This window comes from Flavobacterium sp. GSP6 (assembly GCF_003984855.1).
Classification (GTDB): Bacteria; Bacteroidota; Bacteroidia; order Flavobacteriales; family Flavobacteriaceae; genus Flavobacterium.
Window position 1 is genome coordinate 83,360 of record NZ_RYDO01000011.1, and the last position, 17,466, is coordinate 100,825.

Here is a 17,466-nt window from a genome sequence, read left to right on the forward strand (position 1 = left end):
TCAAAATGAAAAAAATAATAATAACAGTAGTAGTAATTGTAGCATCCTTAGGACTAATTGCCTACGTGTTAACCAATAATAAAAAAGAAAACGAAGCCAAAACAACTATTGTTGCGGAGAAAAACGCCTCCGTTTCTGTTAGAGTTGAAACCGTAAAAACCGAAGCTGTTTCATTAGATTTCTCATCCAATGGAAATTTTGAACCCATACAAGAATTAAAATTTTCTGCTGAAAAATCAGGTAAAATAACAAAGATACTTGTAAAAGAAGGCGATTATGTTTCAGTAGGACAAACACTTGCCATTGTACGAAGCGATGTTATAAACGTAAATGCGCAAAACGCTAATGCGGTGTATCAAAATGCGGTGGCTGATTACACCCGATTTGAAAATGCATACAAAACAGGCGGCGTAACTAAACAACAAGTAGATCAGGTAAAACTAGCAATGGTAAATGCTAAATTCCAGTTAACACAAGCAAATATCAATGTTGGAGATACAAGAATCAAAGCGCCAATTAGTGGGTTTATCAATAAGAAATACATCGAGGTTGGATCAATCATTTCTGCTACACCTGCTACGGAATTGTTTGATATTGTAAATGTTTCCAAACTAAAACTAAAAGTTAACGTTAACGAAAGCCAAGTGGCCAGTTTAAAAGTAGGTACCGTCACAAAAGTTGTAGCAAGCGTTTATCCAGACCAAATTTTCTCAGGGAAAATCACTTTTATCGCCTCAAAAGCGGACGAAATTTTAAATTTCCCCATCGAGATTGAAATTACAAACAACGCTTCCAACGGTTTAAAAGCGGGTATGTACGGAACCGCTGAATTTGCATCGAAACAACAAAAACAATCGTTGATGATTGTTCCTAGAGATGCTTTTGTAGGAGGTGTAAGCAGCAATCAGGTTTTTGTAATTGAAAGCGGAACTGCCAAATTGAAAACAGTTACAGCTGGAAGAATTCTTGGGGACAAAGTAGAAATTCTAAACGGACTCTCAAATGGCGAAACTGTAATTGTCACAGGTCAAATCAACCTTCAGGACGGATCTAAAGTGGATGTCATTAAATAGTCGAAAGTTGTAAAGCCAAAGGTCAAAAGCAGAAAACGGCATGACCTTATACGTTAAGACCTAAAAATATAAATATATGAAATTAGCAGAAATATCCATAAAACGTCCTTCGTTAGTAATTGTATTGTTTACGATTCTAACACTTGGTGGACTGTTCAGTTACAGCCAATTGGGTTACGAATTGATTCCAAAATTCGAAACCAATGTAATTACTGTTGCCACTATTTATCCGGGTGCATCACCAAGTGAGGTAGAAAATACGGTTACCAAAAAAATTGAAGATGCCATTGCATCCTTAGAAAATATTAAAAAAATAGACTCGAAGTCCTACGAAAGTTTATCAACAGTGTCCATTACATTAACGTCTTCGGCTGATGTTAATATTTCCATGAACGATGCGCAGCGTAAAATAAATGCTATTCTTAGTGATTTGCCTGATGATGTTGAAACGCCTTCATTGACTAAATTTTCTTTAAGCGATTTACCAATTATGACTATTGGTGCCAACGGAAAAATGGATGAAGTTGCTTTTTACGACTTAATTGATAAAAAATTAGCACCCGTTATTTCTCGAGTAGAAGGTGTAGCACAAGTAAATATTATTGGCGGACAAGAAAGAGAAATTCAAGTAAATCTTGATGCGGTAAAAATGCAAGCCTACGGACTTTCGATTCCGCAAGTGCAACAAACTATTTTATCTTCTAATTTGGATTTTCCAACAGGAAACATTCAAACTCGTGAGCAAAAAATACTAATCCGTTTAGCCGGAAAATATAAAACTGTTGATGAATTAAGAAACTTAATTGTATCTTCTAAAAACGGAATACAAGTTCGTTTAGATGCTATTGCTGATGTTCAGGATACTCAAAAAATTCCTGAAAAAATAGCGCGTGTCAATCAAAAAAGTGCTATTATTTTACAAATCATCAAACAATCGGATGCCAATGCGGTTGCGGTAAGTGAAGAGTTAGTTAAAACAATTGCTAAACTGGAAACGGATTATAAAGCTAACGGATTAAAACTTGAAATAGCAAAAGACAGTACTATTTTCACATTAGAAGCTGCCGATGCTGTTGTGCATGATTTACTAATTGCGGTACTTTTAGTGGCTCTTGTGATGTTGTTTTTCTTGCACAGCATTAGAAACTCATTGATTGTAATGGTTTCTATTCCTGCTTCATTAATTGCTACGTTCATTGGAATTTATTTGATGGGGTATACCTTAAACTTAATGAGTTTATTAGGACTTTCTCTTGTGGTGGGTATTCTTGTGGATGACGCCATTGTAGTTCTCGAGAATATTTACAGGCACATGGAAATGGGTAAAAATAAAGTTCGAGCTGCTTATGATGGAACTGCAGAAATTGGTGGAACTGTTGTATCGATTACTTTAGTAATTGTAGTAGTGTTTCTACCAATTGCAATGAGTACCGGATTGGTTTCTAACATTATTACACAATTCTGTGTAACTGTTATTATCTCAACATTGCTGTCATTAGTCGCTTCATTTACAATCATTCCATGGTTATCTTCAAGATACGGGAAATTAGAACACATTCAAGGTAAAAATCTTTTTGGAAGAATCATCCTTGGATTTGAAAGCTATTTAACACGATTTACAAATTGGGTCTCCAGATTATTGGAATGGTGTTTGGATCATTATTTTAAAACACTAGCTATCGTTTTAGTACTCTTTTTTGGATCGATGATTAGTTTATTTGGCGGTGGATTTATTGGTGGGGAATTCTTTGCCGCGTCTGATAGTGGTGAGTTTTTAGTTCAGATAGAAATGCCAAAAGATGCTTCATTAGAGCAAACCAATTTCATGACGCAAAAAGCAGAAGCATTCTTGCAGAAAGAAGAGTATGTTTTTAGTCAAATTACAACGATTGGTCAAACCAGTGAAGGTCTTGGTGCTTCGCAAGCCACTGCTTACAAATCGGAGATAAACGTAAAAATGGTTGGATTAGACAAACGTAATGAACCTGCAAATGTGTATGCTGCAAAAACCAAACGCAAATTAGAAAAAATACTAGTTGGTGCCAAAGTAAAAACAGTTCCAGTTGGTATTTTAGGAACTGCAGAAGATGCTACTTTAGGATTAATTGTAACGGGGCCAAATGTAGAAAGCGCCATGCAATTTGCAAAAGCAGCTGAAAAAGAATTACGTACCATTCCTGGAGCAACAGAAATCGAATTGTCTGTAGAAGATGGAAATCCAGAAGTAAACGTAAAAGTCGATAGAGATAAAATGGCCGCTTTAGGATTGAGTTTGCAAACAGTAGGTATGACCATGCAAACTGCTTTTAGCGGAAATACTGATGGTAGATTTAGAGCTGGTGAATACGAATATGACATCAATATTAAATACAATGCATTCGACAGAAAAAGTATCGCAGATGTCAGAAACTTAATTTTCATAAACGATAGTGGTCAACAAATAAAACTGAATCAATTTGCAACCGTAACCGAAGGTTCCGGTCCAAGTGAATTAGAACGAAGAGACAAATCAGCATCGGTAACTGTAAAAGGCCAAAATGTGGGTGTGGCTTCAGGAACTATTGTAACACAATGGCAAGAAAAAATTGAAAAATTAAAAAAACCAACCGGTGTAAATTATATTTGGGGTGGTGATCAGGAAAACCAGTCCGAAGGTTTTGGTACATTAGGAATTGCGCTATTAGCTGCGATTGTCTTGGTTTACCTGGTAATGGTTTCGTTATACGACAGTTTTGTACATCCATTTGTGGTATTGTTTGCCATCCCGCTTTCCTTTATTGGTGCAATGTTGGCTTTGGCTTTAACCAATAATACACTGAATATATTTACCATTTTAGGTATCATCATGCTTATTGGTCTGGTGTGTAAAAATGCGATTATGCTTGTAGATTATACCAATCAAAGGCGTAAAGCTGGCGAAACGGTCAGAACAGCATTAATCCAAGCAAATCATGCGCGTCTTCGTCCAATTTTGATGACCACTATCGCGATGGTATTTGGTATGTTCCCCATTGCGCTAGCCTCTGGAGCTGGAGCGGAATGGAAAAACGGTTTGGCTTGGGTAATTATTGGGGGATTAATTTCCTCATTATTCTTGACTTTAGTAGTAGTTCCGGTAATTTACCAAATTATGGAAAAAGCCATCAGTAGACTTTCGAAAGGAGAAAAAGTTGATTATGAAGCTGAAATGGTTGCCGATTATGAGCATAAAGAACTAAGTGAAGATGGATTTAATCCAAAACATACCGTTTAAAATCTGAATTTATTATAAAAGATAAAACCTGTTCATTAGTTTGAACAGGTTTTTTTATGGCTAAAAATCCATTAAGAATTCAATTTTAACAATAGCAACAACTGGCTTTTACACCTTCTTAATCACATAGGTCACAATTCCCCAGATGATTAATTGATTTTCTTCCGTGACTTTTATCGGAGCATAATTGGGATTTTCAGGCATCAGATACAAACAGTCTTTCTTCAGTTGTATGCGTTTCACCGTAAATTCTCCATCGATAAAGCAAATTGCAATTTTATTGTTCTGTGGCTCCAAGCTTCTATCCACAACAAGAACATCTTTATCATTGATTCCAGCATCAATCATAGAATTTCCTTTGACTCTGATGTAAAAAGTAGCTAATGGGTTTTCACTCAATTGCTTGTTCAAATCAATGCTCATTTCCATAAAATCTGCGGCCGGTGATGGAAATCCCGCCGAAACCCCTTCGTTTATGAAAGGAATTTGCAATTCACTTTCAAAATCAGGTAGAAAGAACATTAGTTTTTGTCCGTTATTTATTGGCATTTGATTTCGAGTATGTCTTTAAAATTAGTGGTGTATCCGGGTGACAAATGGTTCTGATTCATGTTCCAGGTCAGACTTAAATTTTGGGTAGCCAACTTTACTTTCTTGTCTCCAATTTTGTTATTGAGACCATCCATCACTTTCATCAGCAGCAAATGTTTTGGGTTTTCTTCGTCAAACAGCTGCAATTGTTTCTTGTTTTGATCAATCAATTCCGTGACGATCACTCCCGCTTTCTTGAATTTCAAATGTTCATTTCCTTGGTGCAGTTTCTTCAACATTGCGATAGCAACATTAGAAATTGTCAATGTAGAATTTGACGCATACGGCAATGTAATCGCCATATTAAAATAATATTTTGAGGTTTGTACCGTATGTTTATCCACCACTAACATTACAATAATGGTATGACAGCAGGAATTTTGTTTGCGTAATTTCTCTGCACAAACCGCGGCAAAAGTTGCTACACGTTCGCGCAGCAAATCAAAATCAGCAATTTGTTTTGGGAAACTTCTGGTCGTAGCAATACTTTTCTTTTGGTCAACAATGGGCTCTAAATCCAATACTGATTTTCCTTCGAGTTCATATTTTAAACGCATCCCAATCACACCCATTTCTTTTTTGATCCAAGCTTCGTGTTGTGGTGCCGTAAAATCCAGAGCGGTCACAATATTTTTAGCTTTCATCTTTTTATTCATCCGGTAACCAATGCCCCAGACATCTTCAATCTTTGTCCATTTCAAGGCTTTGATTCGTTTTTCTTCCGTATCAATAACGTAAACGCCTTGCGTTCTGTCTTGGAATTTCTTGGCAATTTTATTGGCTACTTTAGACAATGCTTTGGTTTCGGCAAAGCCAATGCAAACCGGAATCCCTACCCATTTTCGTATCCGGGTTTTCATTTGGATTCCATACTCATGATAATCGGAAATCGTCAAACCATCAAAATTCAGGAAGGCTTCATCAATGCTGTAAATTTCTAGATTTGGTGTAAACTGCCCTAAAATAGCCATCACCCGATTGCTCAAGTCTCCATACAGTGCATAATTGGATGAAAATAATGTTATATTTTTCTCTTTTACCAATTCCTTAATCTGAAATGCCGGCGCACCCATAAGAATCCCGGCCGCTTTTGCTTCATTGCTTCTGGAAATCACGCAACCGTCGTTATTTGATAATATTGCAACCGGCTTTCCGTTGAATTTCGGCTGAAAAACACGTTCGCAGGAAGCGTAAAAATTGTTACAATCAACTAAAGCATACATGTTGCAAAATTACTCAATATCAGTTGAAGCGAGTTCGTAACAACAGTTAATTTTAAGCACTGTTGATAAGTAGTTTTTGTAGTGAAAAGGATTTAAAAGTAGCTAATGCTCCTTTACTGGCATTCTTCTTTTATGAAAAACATCAACAGGTACAGTAATTTTATGAAAAAAAATCATAATAATTGCTTTTCAATAAAATTATTTTTTGTCCTTCACTCAAATTAAAGTACTGATTTTAAGTGGATTAAGTCTACAAAATCAGGCCGTACTTTAAAGACACAACCCCTTGATTAAAAATTTTGGCATGCTCCTTGAATATCCCTTATCAAATAACACAAAAAGCGAAAGCCGAAAAGCTCAAGAGTAGGCAAAATTCAAAAGAACTGTATCATGAAAAAAATTACCTTTTTAGTAGCTAGTATCTTCATATTGGGAGGTAGTATAGCGAATGCCACAGAAAAAATCGATTTTTCTGTAGAAAGAAGATCTCCAGTAGATTTTAGAGATGCCGACCCAATTGTATTCACAGAAAGAGGAATTGAGTTTTTTATTTTCCCTGACGGACAATTAGATTTTAATACACGTCCTACAATTGGACGGGATATCTATTATAAGTCAAGCCGAAAAAATGGGGTAAACAAAACCTATGGTGCGCCAGGCAATGTGCGAAACGGGAATTATGGGGTAAAAGTAGCACACGATAATATGGGGAGAGTAAGACAAGTAGGAAATGTGTTTATCAACTATGATTCAAATGACCGCATCAAACGAGTGGGTTCCGTGTATATGACCTACAACCGATTTGCATTGGAACGCGTAGGAGGTTTAGAAATAATCTACAACCGTCATGGCCAGATTGTTGAAACTGTTGGCGCTGTAAAAGGTGGTAGAAGTTACCAATACGGTCAAAACAGAAATGATCGTGATTACGACAATGATTTTGGTGGCAACCAAAACTCAGAGGACGACGACTCTTACTATTACAGAACAAATGGTCCCAAAGCAAAAATTGAAAAAACGAAAGGAACCGGTCGCCTAGCCATCGTAATCAATAGAAGATAGTTTGTTAGTTATAAATGGTTTGTTTGAAAAATCCCGTTGGTATTCGTATCAACGGGATTTTTGTTTGAACAATTGAAAACACTACAAATTCCCCATAATTTGGTCCATAACCCAACTCGTATGCGTTGCTGTCAAACCTGTAGAAGGGTGTGTACTGTGCCCAAGAAGGTCCTCTCGCATTTGCTGTACATGATACAACTGAATATTTTCAGGATGGTCAATGAGTACTTCTGTTTGTCCTTGTGCGTTCGAAAGCACTACAGGATCGTTTTCAAATACAGAAAACGTTATTTTTCCTTTGCTTCCATAAATGACCACTTTATCTTCCCGTTCATAGCACCCAAAATTCCAGCTTCCGGTACCTGTAATTCCAGATTCATGCAACCAACAGGCAGTCGCGGCATCTTTAGCAGCGTACAATCCCTGTTGATTAATACTAAGCCCCGAAACTTCTTTTATATTTCCCAGTAAATGCGTGAATAAATCCAGGCCGTGACTTGCTAAATCATCAAAATAACCTCCTGCAGCAATCAACGCATCAGTTCGCCAATTGTATTCGCCTGATAAATCCGTAGAACTTGCAGGTTTACTCAAATGCCATCTTATGTGTCTGATGTCACCAATGCTATTGGTATCAAGCCACGCTTTTATTTGTTCAAAACGAGGTAATGTTCGGCGATAATAGGCTACAAACAACGGAATTTTTTTTGCTGCGAAAGCAGTACAAATCGAGAGACTGTCTTGATAATTTGGAGACAAAGGTTTTTCGATACAACATATTTTACCGGCTGCAGCCACCATGAGTCCATACAATTTATGCACATCCGGAGGCGTGGCAATATAAATCGCATCAATCTCAGGATCATTAATCAAATCATCGGCATTTGTGTAATATTTGCTGATTCCGTGTCTTTTAGCATAATCCGCAGCCTTAACCGCATCTCTTCGCATTACTGCTACCACTTGAAAACCATCCGTTTTCTGGTACGCAGGACCACTTTTCAGTTCGGTAACATCGCCACAGCCTAATATTCCCCAGCGGATTACTTTTGTAGGTTCACTCATAATGATAATTTTTCATTGTCTCAGACGATTGTGCGCTACTGCGACTGTTTTGCGTAATAGTTAACCAGAAAGAAACTATGCTTCTTGTAGATAAAACGCTGGATGGAACTTAATTGCTTATCGTTTGAAATTCTCGTTTTACTCACAACCATCAATTCCACAACTGTCTCCATCGGTGGTATTCAATACCGTGACTTTCGAATCAAATTTGCCTTCCTCCCATACTTTTTCAAGTGTTTTCACAAAGGTTTCCACATGTTGCGCACCCGAAACTGCATATTTATTATCGAAAACAAAAAAAGGAACTCCTTGAACCCCGACAGATTGCGCCTCATTTATATCCTGCTGCACTTCATTTGCGTACGCATCAGAATTTAGCACTTCATCAATAGCTTCGCCATTCAGTCCTACTTCCAGTCCTAACGCTTTCAATGTATCCAAATCATTAATATTCTTACCATCCGTTAAATAGGCTTTGAACAGTAATTCTTCTAAGTCATTTGCCAAATCATATTTTTTAGCCAAATGCAACAAGCGATGTGCATGCAGCGAATTGGCCATAACCGCTTTTTCAAAATTGAAATCCAATCCTGCATTTTTAGCATTTTCAGTCATATTATTCAGCATCTCTTGTGCCCAATCTTTATCTTTTCTATATTTTTCGGCCAAATGCTCAACCATATCATCCTCTGGAGAAGCAACAAAGCCGGCGTCTAACTGAAAACTTTTCCATTCAATTTCAACTGCATCTTTATGCTCAAAATTCTGTAAAGCACCTTCTATTCTTCTTTTTCCAATATAACAAAACGGACACATGATATCCGACCAGATTTGTATTTTTAATGTATTTCCCATTTTCCTTTAATTAAATTCAAAAATTAATTTTATAATACAAAATTAATCAATTCAGTTTTGAGCTTTTGGGGTTTTAGTGTTTAATTATAGATACTGGAATAGTAAATATTTATTTGAATCAGAAAGTCAGAAAAGTAATCCTTTATAATAGAACCAAAAAAACCATCAAAATTGCTCGTGATGGTTTTTTGTCAATTATAATCATTATACTAAAACTTCAACGTTAATCCCGCTAAGAAATTAATTCCTGCTTGTGGATAATAATACGGATAGATGTCATACATGTATCCGTTAGAAACGTATTTCTTATCTAAAAAGTTATTCACTAAACCGGTCAAAATAATTAATTTATAAACCGATTTGTGTTTATAATTAACTACAATTTATAACTCACTGAAAATAAAAACACTCGTGGTAAAACAAAAGTAGTTCGCTCGCTGATTAAAAAGTCTGAGAATGAATAATCATTTTTCACTCTGATATCAAATAGGTTATTGACAGTCAATTGAAAGCCAAAAGGACTATTTTTCTTTTGATATCGCAATGATGTATTAGCAATATCATAAAAATTACTTTGATTGTTGTTATTCGTATTCGTGAGATTTTCGTATTCAAATTTACAGGTCCAAAATTTAAAAAAGGTTATGTCAGCATTAGCAGTTAAGGCATCCGTCTGAAAATTCGATTGAGTCAAACCGGAGAACTGACTAAAACCTTTAGTGTAACCAATACTCAAATTAGGCCATTTCCTATGGGCTGTCCGAAAGGAAACACCCATTCTTTGATTGTTTCTGTCATTTACCGTTAATACATTATTCAATGTTTGTAAATAATTAAACCAACGCAAACTCGTATTGAAACGCAAACTGAAACGGTATATTTGCTTAGATATAGAACCATGTACATTGTAATTCGTTTCAGGATTATCGCTTAGAATGGGTGTGCTAAATTGATTGATTCCATCTAATAGGATTTCGTTCCGAATCGTTTTTACTTTTTTATTAAAACTAGCTGTGGCATCCATCCTAATGCCTCTAAAACTATTAATTTTTGAATACCGCAAATTTGCCGAATGATAGCGCTCGTTTTGCAACAACGCATTTCCTCTGTACACCAAATTATAATTTTGCAAGCTAAACTGATCCGCCATTTGGCTCACCTGCGGAAAACTATTCTCAAGTTTATACGTAAAAGTTACCGTTTCTGATTTATTAAATTCAAATTCGCTGTCCCACTGCGGTTGCAAGAGTGTTTTAGACAATGTCCGCACTCCTAATTGCTGTTCTGTCTGTAGATGGTACCAGTGCATGTATAAACCAGGTTTATTAGTCCATTTACCAATACGGAATTTGTATTCGACTCCAATATATGCATCATTCAATTGGTACTTAACGTCATTCCCGAAACCAGCCAACGCAAAATCATTAACTGTTCCATTGGTCAATAGTTGTTTCTCTGAAGTTTCAAAACGAGATGTTCCATAATTATTTCCCACATTAGTATACAAATGATTGAAATTATCAATGACCCAATAATGTTTAACCAACGCATCCACACTATTATTTTTGGCTTTCTTGATTTGTTCAATGGTATAGGAATCATCGTCTTGCAGTGGAATCAGTCCTGTCAAAAAAGGCTGATCCGTAAACCATTGTGTTTGTGGCGTGTTGTAATCATACGACTGATTGACTACAAATGTGGTGGTATGATGTGCATTATAACTTTTATGCCACTCAATAAATTGTTTTATTGCTACATTATCCGTTTGGTTAATGGTTTCAAAAATACTAGCATTAAGATTGGTTATAGAGTTAATGGTACTTGAAAAATTATTAGTACTCGATTGATATTGTCCGTTATAATACCATTTTTCTTTAGCGCTGGGCGAATAATCCAGTTTTACATTGGCAATTCCCAAAACCGAGCGATTGTCCCCATTTTGTAACTTATTCTCAAAGGCGATAGCGCTATTTTGCAAGTATTCATTAGCGCTTTCTGTTCGTGTAGCCGTCAATACTTTCGAAAAAATAGAAAAACCAGAAATAGAAAGCTTTGAGGAAGTATCATGACTAAAATTGAAAGCGCCAACTTGCGATTTATTCTGAACCACATCTCTATTATCATTGGCAAAAGAAAACAAATTAGATAACGATCTCCTGCCCGTCAAAAACGCACTTGCTCCACTACCAAAGCGCGTGAGATCATCAAACGTAAAAGTACTCTTACCTATGTTATTTATGTCCCCAATAAAACTCAAATTGGTTTTTGGCGCATAATAAAATAACGCCGCATGTGCCAGATAAAAACCATTGTCTTCAGTTCCTACTTCGGCACCGGCTTCGACATCTCCAAAAACAAAATTTTTCTTATCTTCTTTTAATTTTACATTTATCGCGAGTTCATCGCTATCCGAAACCTCTTTCATGAATGCCACTTCATTGAAATTATCAATGACTTCAATTTTGTCCAGCGCATCAGCAGGAATGTTCTCGACTGCTAACTTTGATCCACCACCAAAGAATGATTTCCCTTCGATAAGCATTTGAGTAACTCTTTTTCCCTGAACTGTTACTCCACCGTTTTTATCGACTTCTACACCTGGAAGTTTTTCGAGAATATCCTTCATTTTCCGTTCGTTCCCATTAGCAAAACTTTTTACATCAAATATCAGCGTATCTTTTTTGATAATAATGGGTTTAAACTCGTGCTTGATGACAATTTCCTTGAGTGTTACACCGGTAGGTCTGAGTTTAAAATCATAGTTAGCAATTACTGAATTGGGGTCCAAAAAAAGCATTTCCTCGACAAAACCAATATAGGAAACCGTGATTTCATACGCTACTTCTTTATCCAGTTCTAAGCGGTAACGCCCTTTATTATCCGCAATGGCAAACTTCAGGCTTGCTCCTTCTTGTAGTGGTTTAGCAATTACATTAGCGGATTCTAACGGTTTATTACTATCGTCAGAGACTACACCGGTTATGGTGTGGGATTGTGAAAAGCCTGCCGGAGAGATAAATAACATCAAAAAAAAGAGTGCTAGGTATTTGATGTTTATCGTCAACATAGAGATTTGCTTTTAATTTCTTATGATCTTAGGATCCATATTGAGATTTCATTTTCTTTTCGAATTCTTCTTTTGTGATTGTTTTTCCTTTTGGGAAATCGATGGTTGCTTCGCTTTCGTTAGAAATAATTATAGATGAGGCTAAAAAAGTGGTTTCTCTGTCTTCTAGTTCTAAAATAAGTCCCGGTAATCCATTAAAATATTTTGGGCCAAAGCCATATGGCAAACTTGGTGCAAACCATGCGGTAATGGGAACACTAGTGTTTTTACCTAATCTATTAATAAATTTATTTAAATAAATCGCTTTATAGCACAAATAATCACCAATCATCTTACTTTCTGTTGTGATGTCCCATTCTAATTTTTTGTTTGTTTTCTTAACTAACGTCCCACTATTATTTCGTTCTACAGCTGTATTACTAACTTTATCGTAAAAATAATCGCTCCCGACAGTTTGTATAAAAGCCATTTTTTGGGCCCATTTCCTTAAACCGGTGTTGCCGCCAGTATCTTGGATCAAATATTGATCTAAAATAGTACTAGATTGCGTCCTATTAAAAAGCAGTGTGGTAGTTTGTTTGTTAGCAATTTCAATTGTGTTCTCAATTAATTCTCTATCTGGTGAGTTTTTGAGGTCTACTTGATTATTTATCAATTGAATTTTATAAATCACTTTCCCCGAAAGAGACTGACTGTAACAGTCCTGCACTGCTGCAAAGGCGATTAACATTACTGTTATTATTGCTTTTTTCATAGTTACACTATTACATTTAATATTGAGATTTCATCTTCTTGTCGTACTCTTCTTTTGGAGTGATTTTTCCTTTTGGAAAATCGATGGTTGCTTCACTTTCGTTACAAGTGGTTATCTTAGATGCTAAAAAAGTAACTCTTCTTTATCCAGTTCTAAGCGGTAACGCCCTTTGTTATCCGCAATGGCAAATTTAAGGCTTGCTCCTTCTTGCTGCGGTTTAGCAATTACATTAGCGGATTCTAACGGTTTATTTCTATCGTCAGAGACTACACCAATTATGGTGTGGGATTGTGAAAAGGTTACTATTGTAAAAAAAAAGGAAGAGGTAAATACTATTCATTTATTTAATTGGTATCACTTTTTTAGTATATTCTTCCTCCTTAATACTTTTCCCTTTTGGAAAATCTATTACTAATTCTTTATCTTTTGAAATCGTTATTGATGTGGCATAAAAAGTAGTCTCACGATCCACCAATTCTAAAATAAGCCCCGGTAAACCATTAAAATATTTCGGACCATAAGCGTAAGGTAAACTTGGTGCAAACCATGCGGTAATGGGAACACTAGTATTTTTACCGAATCTATTGATAAATTTTTCTAAATAGATCGCTTTGTAGCACAAATAATCACCAATCATCTTACTTTCTGTTGTGATGTCCCATTCTAATTTTTTATGTATTTTCTTGGTTAAACTTCCGTTGTCTTTTCGCTCTACAGCCGTATTAGTGCTTTTTTCAAAAAAATAATCGCTACCGTTAGTTACCACAAAAGCCAACGACCTCGCCATTTTATTTAATTCATTGTCGTCCGCGTCAGAAATTAAATATTTATCCAAAACAGAACTCGATTGCCCGCTATTAAAATTTAGCGTAAGGGTTTGCTTGTTTGCAATCTTGATTATAGCTTCATTTAGTGGAAGAAATTTTGAATTTTTATTACCGCTACCGTACCCAGCTAATTGAGTTTTATAAATCACTTTTCCTGAAACTGATTGACTGTAGCAGTCAACTGTCACTGTAAATAACAAACAACAGAATCCTATTATTACTTTTTTCATTGTTTTCATTGTAGAAGCAAGCAAAACTAAAATTTAGTTTTGTTTGCTAGTTATAAGTACTACATTAATTTTCGGTTATACGAGGTGTTTTATTAGCTTCACAAGCATCGTAATACCCCTGATAAGCAGCTTCATTTTGTGCATCAGTGTGCGTGCCATTAGGGTCATACTCATTGTCTACATAATCAGCAGCTTTTACATAACATTCTTCTGACAATACTTCCATTTCTTTAACTTCATGAGTTCCTGCCATTGCAACTCCGCTAAACGCTACCACTGCCAGAGCGGTAAAATAATAATTTTTTCATTTTTAATATTGTTTAAATTAATAAAATATTTAGTGGCTAACCATAGTAAACTTGACAAAATTAAAATGCCTCACACTATTTTTAAGAATTGTTTAACTACACTTTAACAAGGTGTTTTTTAAAATAAAAACCATAATTACTTAAAAACAAAGCACTTGACCAAACCCCCTAAATTTCAATTCGCTAACACCACTAGGGATTCCCGAAGATTACACAAACTATTCCTGTTTAAAAAAAAACAATAAAGTTCCATTAGATTGAGAACAGAATTCATCGCAAAAAACACACAACAAAAAATCCTGATAGCTAAGCCATCAGGATTTAAAAAAAATAGAACTAACGAACTATTGCTAAAACTTCAACGTCAATCCCACCAAGAAATTAATTCCCGCTTGTGGGTAATAATATGGATAAACGTCATACATGTATCCGTTAGAAACGTATTGCTTATCTAAAAAGTTATTCACTAAACCGGTCAATACGATTTCTTTGAAGATGTTTTTAGGTTTAAAAGTGTAAGCAACATTCAAATCATTCACAAAATAATCCGCCAACTTTGCAGCCGGTAATTCGATGTTGTTCATGTATTGTTCCCCAACGAATTTTTGCAACCATGAAATATGAAGATTTTCAATGGGCGTATAAACCAAAATATTTCCCGCAATTATTGATGGTGAATACGCAATTTCAGTAGTTCCGTAATTTTGACCTTCAACAGCTAAATCAATATTTTTATTGGCACTCAAGGTAAAATTAGGACGAATAATCAATTGGTCTGTCAACGCTATTGTAGCATCTATTTCCAGTCCTAAGCGGTAACTTTTTTCGCTGTTCGAACGTATCGGAGCACCTACATCGTCTAAACTCCCTGTCAAAATCAATTGGTCTTTATAGGCCATATAATACACATTCGAGTTAAATTGTACTTTTTCCGCAACATATCTCCACCCCAATTCAAAGTCATTTAGTTTCTCTGGCTTTACGTTTCCGCCTTCATAATCACTCCTATTCGGTTCGCGATTGGCTCTGGCATAAGACAAATACACGGAATTTCCGGAATTGATCGTATAGGTCAATCCCGTTTTAGGGTTAAAGAAATTAAACGTATCATCCACAAGTGTTGGTTGAACACCATTAGCCTTGTAATTCACTGAACGATATTGCAAATCTCCAAATAAACTTAGCTGTTCTGTGATTTGGTAATTGGCTTTCGCAAAAATATTCCCGTCCGTTTTATTGGCATAATCATCGTAATAGCGATCTCCTAACTCACTCTGTGAAGCATTTCGTGCCCAGATCACTTTTCCAAAATGGTCGCCTTCATACTTATTCCATCCACCACCAAAAATTACATCCAGTTTTTCCTCTTTATAATTAGCAGAAAAAGTAGTACCGTAAAAATCATTATCCAACCATTTTTGACGCACTAAATCCGTTCTATTTATTGTTGTTCCTCCAATAGTAATTGGCGTCAAGTTATAGCTGGAAAATTTAGCATCTTCTTTATAATTTTCATAGAATCCTTTTCCTTTGGTGTAATGCAAAGCAAAATTAGTACTCCAGTTTTCAGATATTTTTTCGTTCCAATGCAATTGAGAGTGATCTTGCTGGTAATTATCCGTTTCATTATCATAAAAACGAGCATTTCCTTGCTCGTCCGTAAAAGCACCTGATGAATTAAACGCTCGGTCATTCTGCAGCGTTTCTGCATCTATTCCGTTCCAAGACTGGTACGTTTTTTCAGTACCTCCAAAAACCAATGCTTTTATCAAAGTCGTTTTGCCGACATACGTTCCCTGCAGAAAATAGGATTTCAAATCAGAAGCGCCACGATCTACAAACCCGTCAGACTTGATGGCTGATAACCTTCCTGCGATTTCAAAATGGTCGTTCATCAAACCCGTACTGAATTTTACGGTGTGTTTTCTGGTATTGAAACTACCCACAGAGTTCGATATTTCACCAGAGCTTTCTTTGGCAAAATTGTCCGTCAACATGTTTAAGCTCGCCCCAAAAGCACCCGCTCCATTCGTAGACGTTCCTACGCCACGTTGCAATTGCAAACTTTCTAATGATGAAGCAAAATCTGGCATATTTACCCAAAAGGTTCCCTGACTTTCAGAATCATTGTAAGGAATTCCGTTGATAGTGACATTCACTCTTGTTGCATCGCTACCACGTACGCGAATTCCGGTATACCCTACTCCATTTCCCGCATCAGAAGTCGTCACAACTGACGGCAAATAATTCATTAAAATAGGAATATCCTGTCCTAAGTTTCGGAATTTGATTTCCTTTTTGTCCAAATTACTGAAACTTACCGGCGTTTTAGTAGTGACCCGCACCGCCGAAACCAAGACTTCATCAAGTTGGTTTACTTTCGTAGTGTCTTTAACTTGAGAAAAAGAGATAAATGATGTAAAGAGAAAGACAGAAGACATAAAATATGTCAGATTCTTGGACTTTGAAACTTTAAGACTTTGAGACTTTGAGACTAAAATAGTATTCATCCGTAAATAAGATTACGAATAAAAGGGGGAATTATTCCTTTTGTTAAATTAATAAATGATTGTTTCCTATGACAAATAGATAGTGTGCACGCTATTTTCTTTGTCATTTTTTCCCTTAGCGACATTACTCGCCCAGGTTCGTTGGGTATGATCTCAGCTCGTTATTTAGAGCACCCCTTTGAGACAGCGCAAAAGTAGTTTTTTTTGTTCGAATTTTAGAAAATAAAAAATAAAATCTTATTCTAAATTTGGTTTTCTCCTGTTTTTCTTGACTTCAGAAATAGTCTTTTTATCCTTTATTCTTTTTCTAATGACTGATTTAGGGATTCTGGTGGGTTTTCTTTCTTTTGGAACAAGCAATGCATTTTTTATTAATTCCAAAAATCGTTTGATTACGAGTTCTTTGTTTCTAAATTGACTTCGGTCTTCCTCACAATTTAAAATTAAAACAGCATCAGTGGTAAGTCTGGACGATAATTTAGTTGCAATCAAAAGTTTTTCTTCGTCCGTTAAAGCCAGAGAATGGTGCAGATCAAAAGTCAACACCACTTTAGAGGATACTTTATTTACGTTCTGACCGCCGGCTCCACTGCTCCGGACTGCTTTAAAACTTAATTCGGATACGATTTTTTCTATTTCCATTGATGC

At 36.0% G+C, this 17,466-nt stretch carries 13 protein-coding genes; 3 read left to right on the top strand and 10 right to left on the bottom strand.

Annotated features, from left to right (window positions below; genetic code table 11):
- Window positions 1–5 precede the first annotated feature (5 nt).
- Complete coding sequence (locus EKM03_RS11785) at window positions 6–1,073, top strand: efflux RND transporter periplasmic adaptor subunit (RefSeq protein WP_126457547.1); 1,068 nt, start codon at window positions 6–8, stop codon at window positions 1,071–1,073.
- Between the two features lie 76 nt (window positions 1,074–1,149).
- Window positions 1,150–4,326, top strand: coding sequence for an efflux RND transporter permease subunit (locus EKM03_RS11790; protein ID WP_126456161.1), 3,177 nt, complete (start codon window positions 1,150–1,152; stop codon window positions 4,324–4,326).
- Between the two features lie 108 nt (window positions 4,327–4,434).
- Here EKM03_RS11790 and EKM03_RS11795 read toward each other — a convergent pair whose 3' ends face one another.
- Together EKM03_RS11795 and EKM03_RS11800 are read right to left on the bottom strand one after the other, a co-directional pair.
- The gene (locus tag EKM03_RS11795; protein WP_126457548.1) at window positions 4,435–4,875 is read right to left on the bottom strand and encodes a LexA family transcriptional regulator; all 441 of its coding nucleotides are present in this window, start codon (window positions 4,873–4,875) and stop codon (window positions 4,435–4,437) included.
- Window positions 4,866–6,140: a Y-family DNA polymerase gene (locus EKM03_RS11800; RefSeq protein ID WP_126457549.1), complete on the bottom strand. Its 1,275-nt coding sequence runs from the start codon at window positions 6,138–6,140 to the stop codon at window positions 4,866–4,868. The genes EKM03_RS11795 and EKM03_RS11800 overlap by 10 nt, the downstream gene beginning before the upstream one ends.
- A gap of 390 nt (window positions 6,141–6,530) precedes the next feature.
- Here EKM03_RS11800 and EKM03_RS11805 point away from each other — a divergent pair, with 390 nt between their 5' ends.
- Window positions 6,531–7,202, top strand: coding sequence for a hypothetical protein (locus tag EKM03_RS11805; RefSeq protein WP_126740466.1), 672 nt, complete (start codon window positions 6,531–6,533; stop codon window positions 7,200–7,202).
- A gap of 81 nt (window positions 7,203–7,283) precedes the next feature.
- On the opposite strand, the gene EKM03_RS11810 is transcribed toward EKM03_RS11805, so the two are convergent.
- The 8 genes from EKM03_RS11810 to arfB all read right to left on the bottom strand — a co-directional run bounded on the left by EKM03_RS11810 (window position 7,284) and on the right by arfB (window position 17,460).
- Window positions 7,284–8,267, bottom strand: coding sequence for a Gfo/Idh/MocA family protein (locus tag EKM03_RS11810; RefSeq protein ID WP_126457551.1), 984 nt, complete (start codon window positions 8,265–8,267; stop codon window positions 7,284–7,286).
- Between the two features lie 138 nt (window positions 8,268–8,405).
- Window positions 8,406–9,122, bottom strand: a complete 717-nt coding sequence (locus EKM03_RS11815; protein WP_126455170.1) for a DsbA family protein — start codon at window positions 9,120–9,122, stop codon at window positions 8,406–8,408.
- Between the two features lie 376 nt (window positions 9,123–9,498).
- Window positions 9,499–12,189, bottom strand: a complete 2,691-nt coding sequence (locus EKM03_RS11825) for a TonB-dependent receptor (RefSeq protein ID WP_126740467.1) — start codon at window positions 12,187–12,189, stop codon at window positions 9,499–9,501.
- A 28-nt stretch (window positions 12,190–12,217) separates the two neighbouring features.
- Window positions 12,218–12,943: a GLPGLI family protein gene (locus EKM03_RS11830; RefSeq protein ID WP_126457553.1), complete on the bottom strand. Its 726-nt coding sequence runs from the start codon at window positions 12,941–12,943 to the stop codon at window positions 12,218–12,220.
- A 340-nt stretch (window positions 12,944–13,283) separates the two neighbouring features.
- Window positions 13,284–14,000 (bottom strand): GLPGLI family protein, encoded by a 717-nt coding sequence (locus EKM03_RS11835; protein ID WP_126457554.1) that lies wholly within the window; start codon window positions 13,998–14,000, stop codon window positions 13,284–13,286.
- Between the two features lie 64 nt (window positions 14,001–14,064).
- Window positions 14,065–14,253 (bottom strand): hypothetical protein, encoded by a 189-nt coding sequence (locus EKM03_RS11840; protein WP_233584086.1) that lies wholly within the window; start codon window positions 14,251–14,253, stop codon window positions 14,065–14,067.
- A 405-nt stretch (window positions 14,254–14,658) separates the two neighbouring features.
- Window positions 14,659–16,749, bottom strand: a complete 2,091-nt coding sequence (locus EKM03_RS11845; protein ID WP_233584087.1) for a TonB-dependent receptor — start codon at window positions 16,747–16,749, stop codon at window positions 14,659–14,661.
- A gap of 306 nt (window positions 16,750–17,055) precedes the next feature.
- The gene (gene arfB / locus EKM03_RS11850) at window positions 17,056–17,460 is read right to left on the bottom strand and encodes an alternative ribosome rescue aminoacyl-tRNA hydrolase ArfB (protein WP_126457557.1); all 405 of its coding nucleotides are present in this window, start codon (window positions 17,458–17,460) and stop codon (window positions 17,056–17,058) included.
- Window positions 17,461–17,466 lie beyond the last annotated feature (6 nt).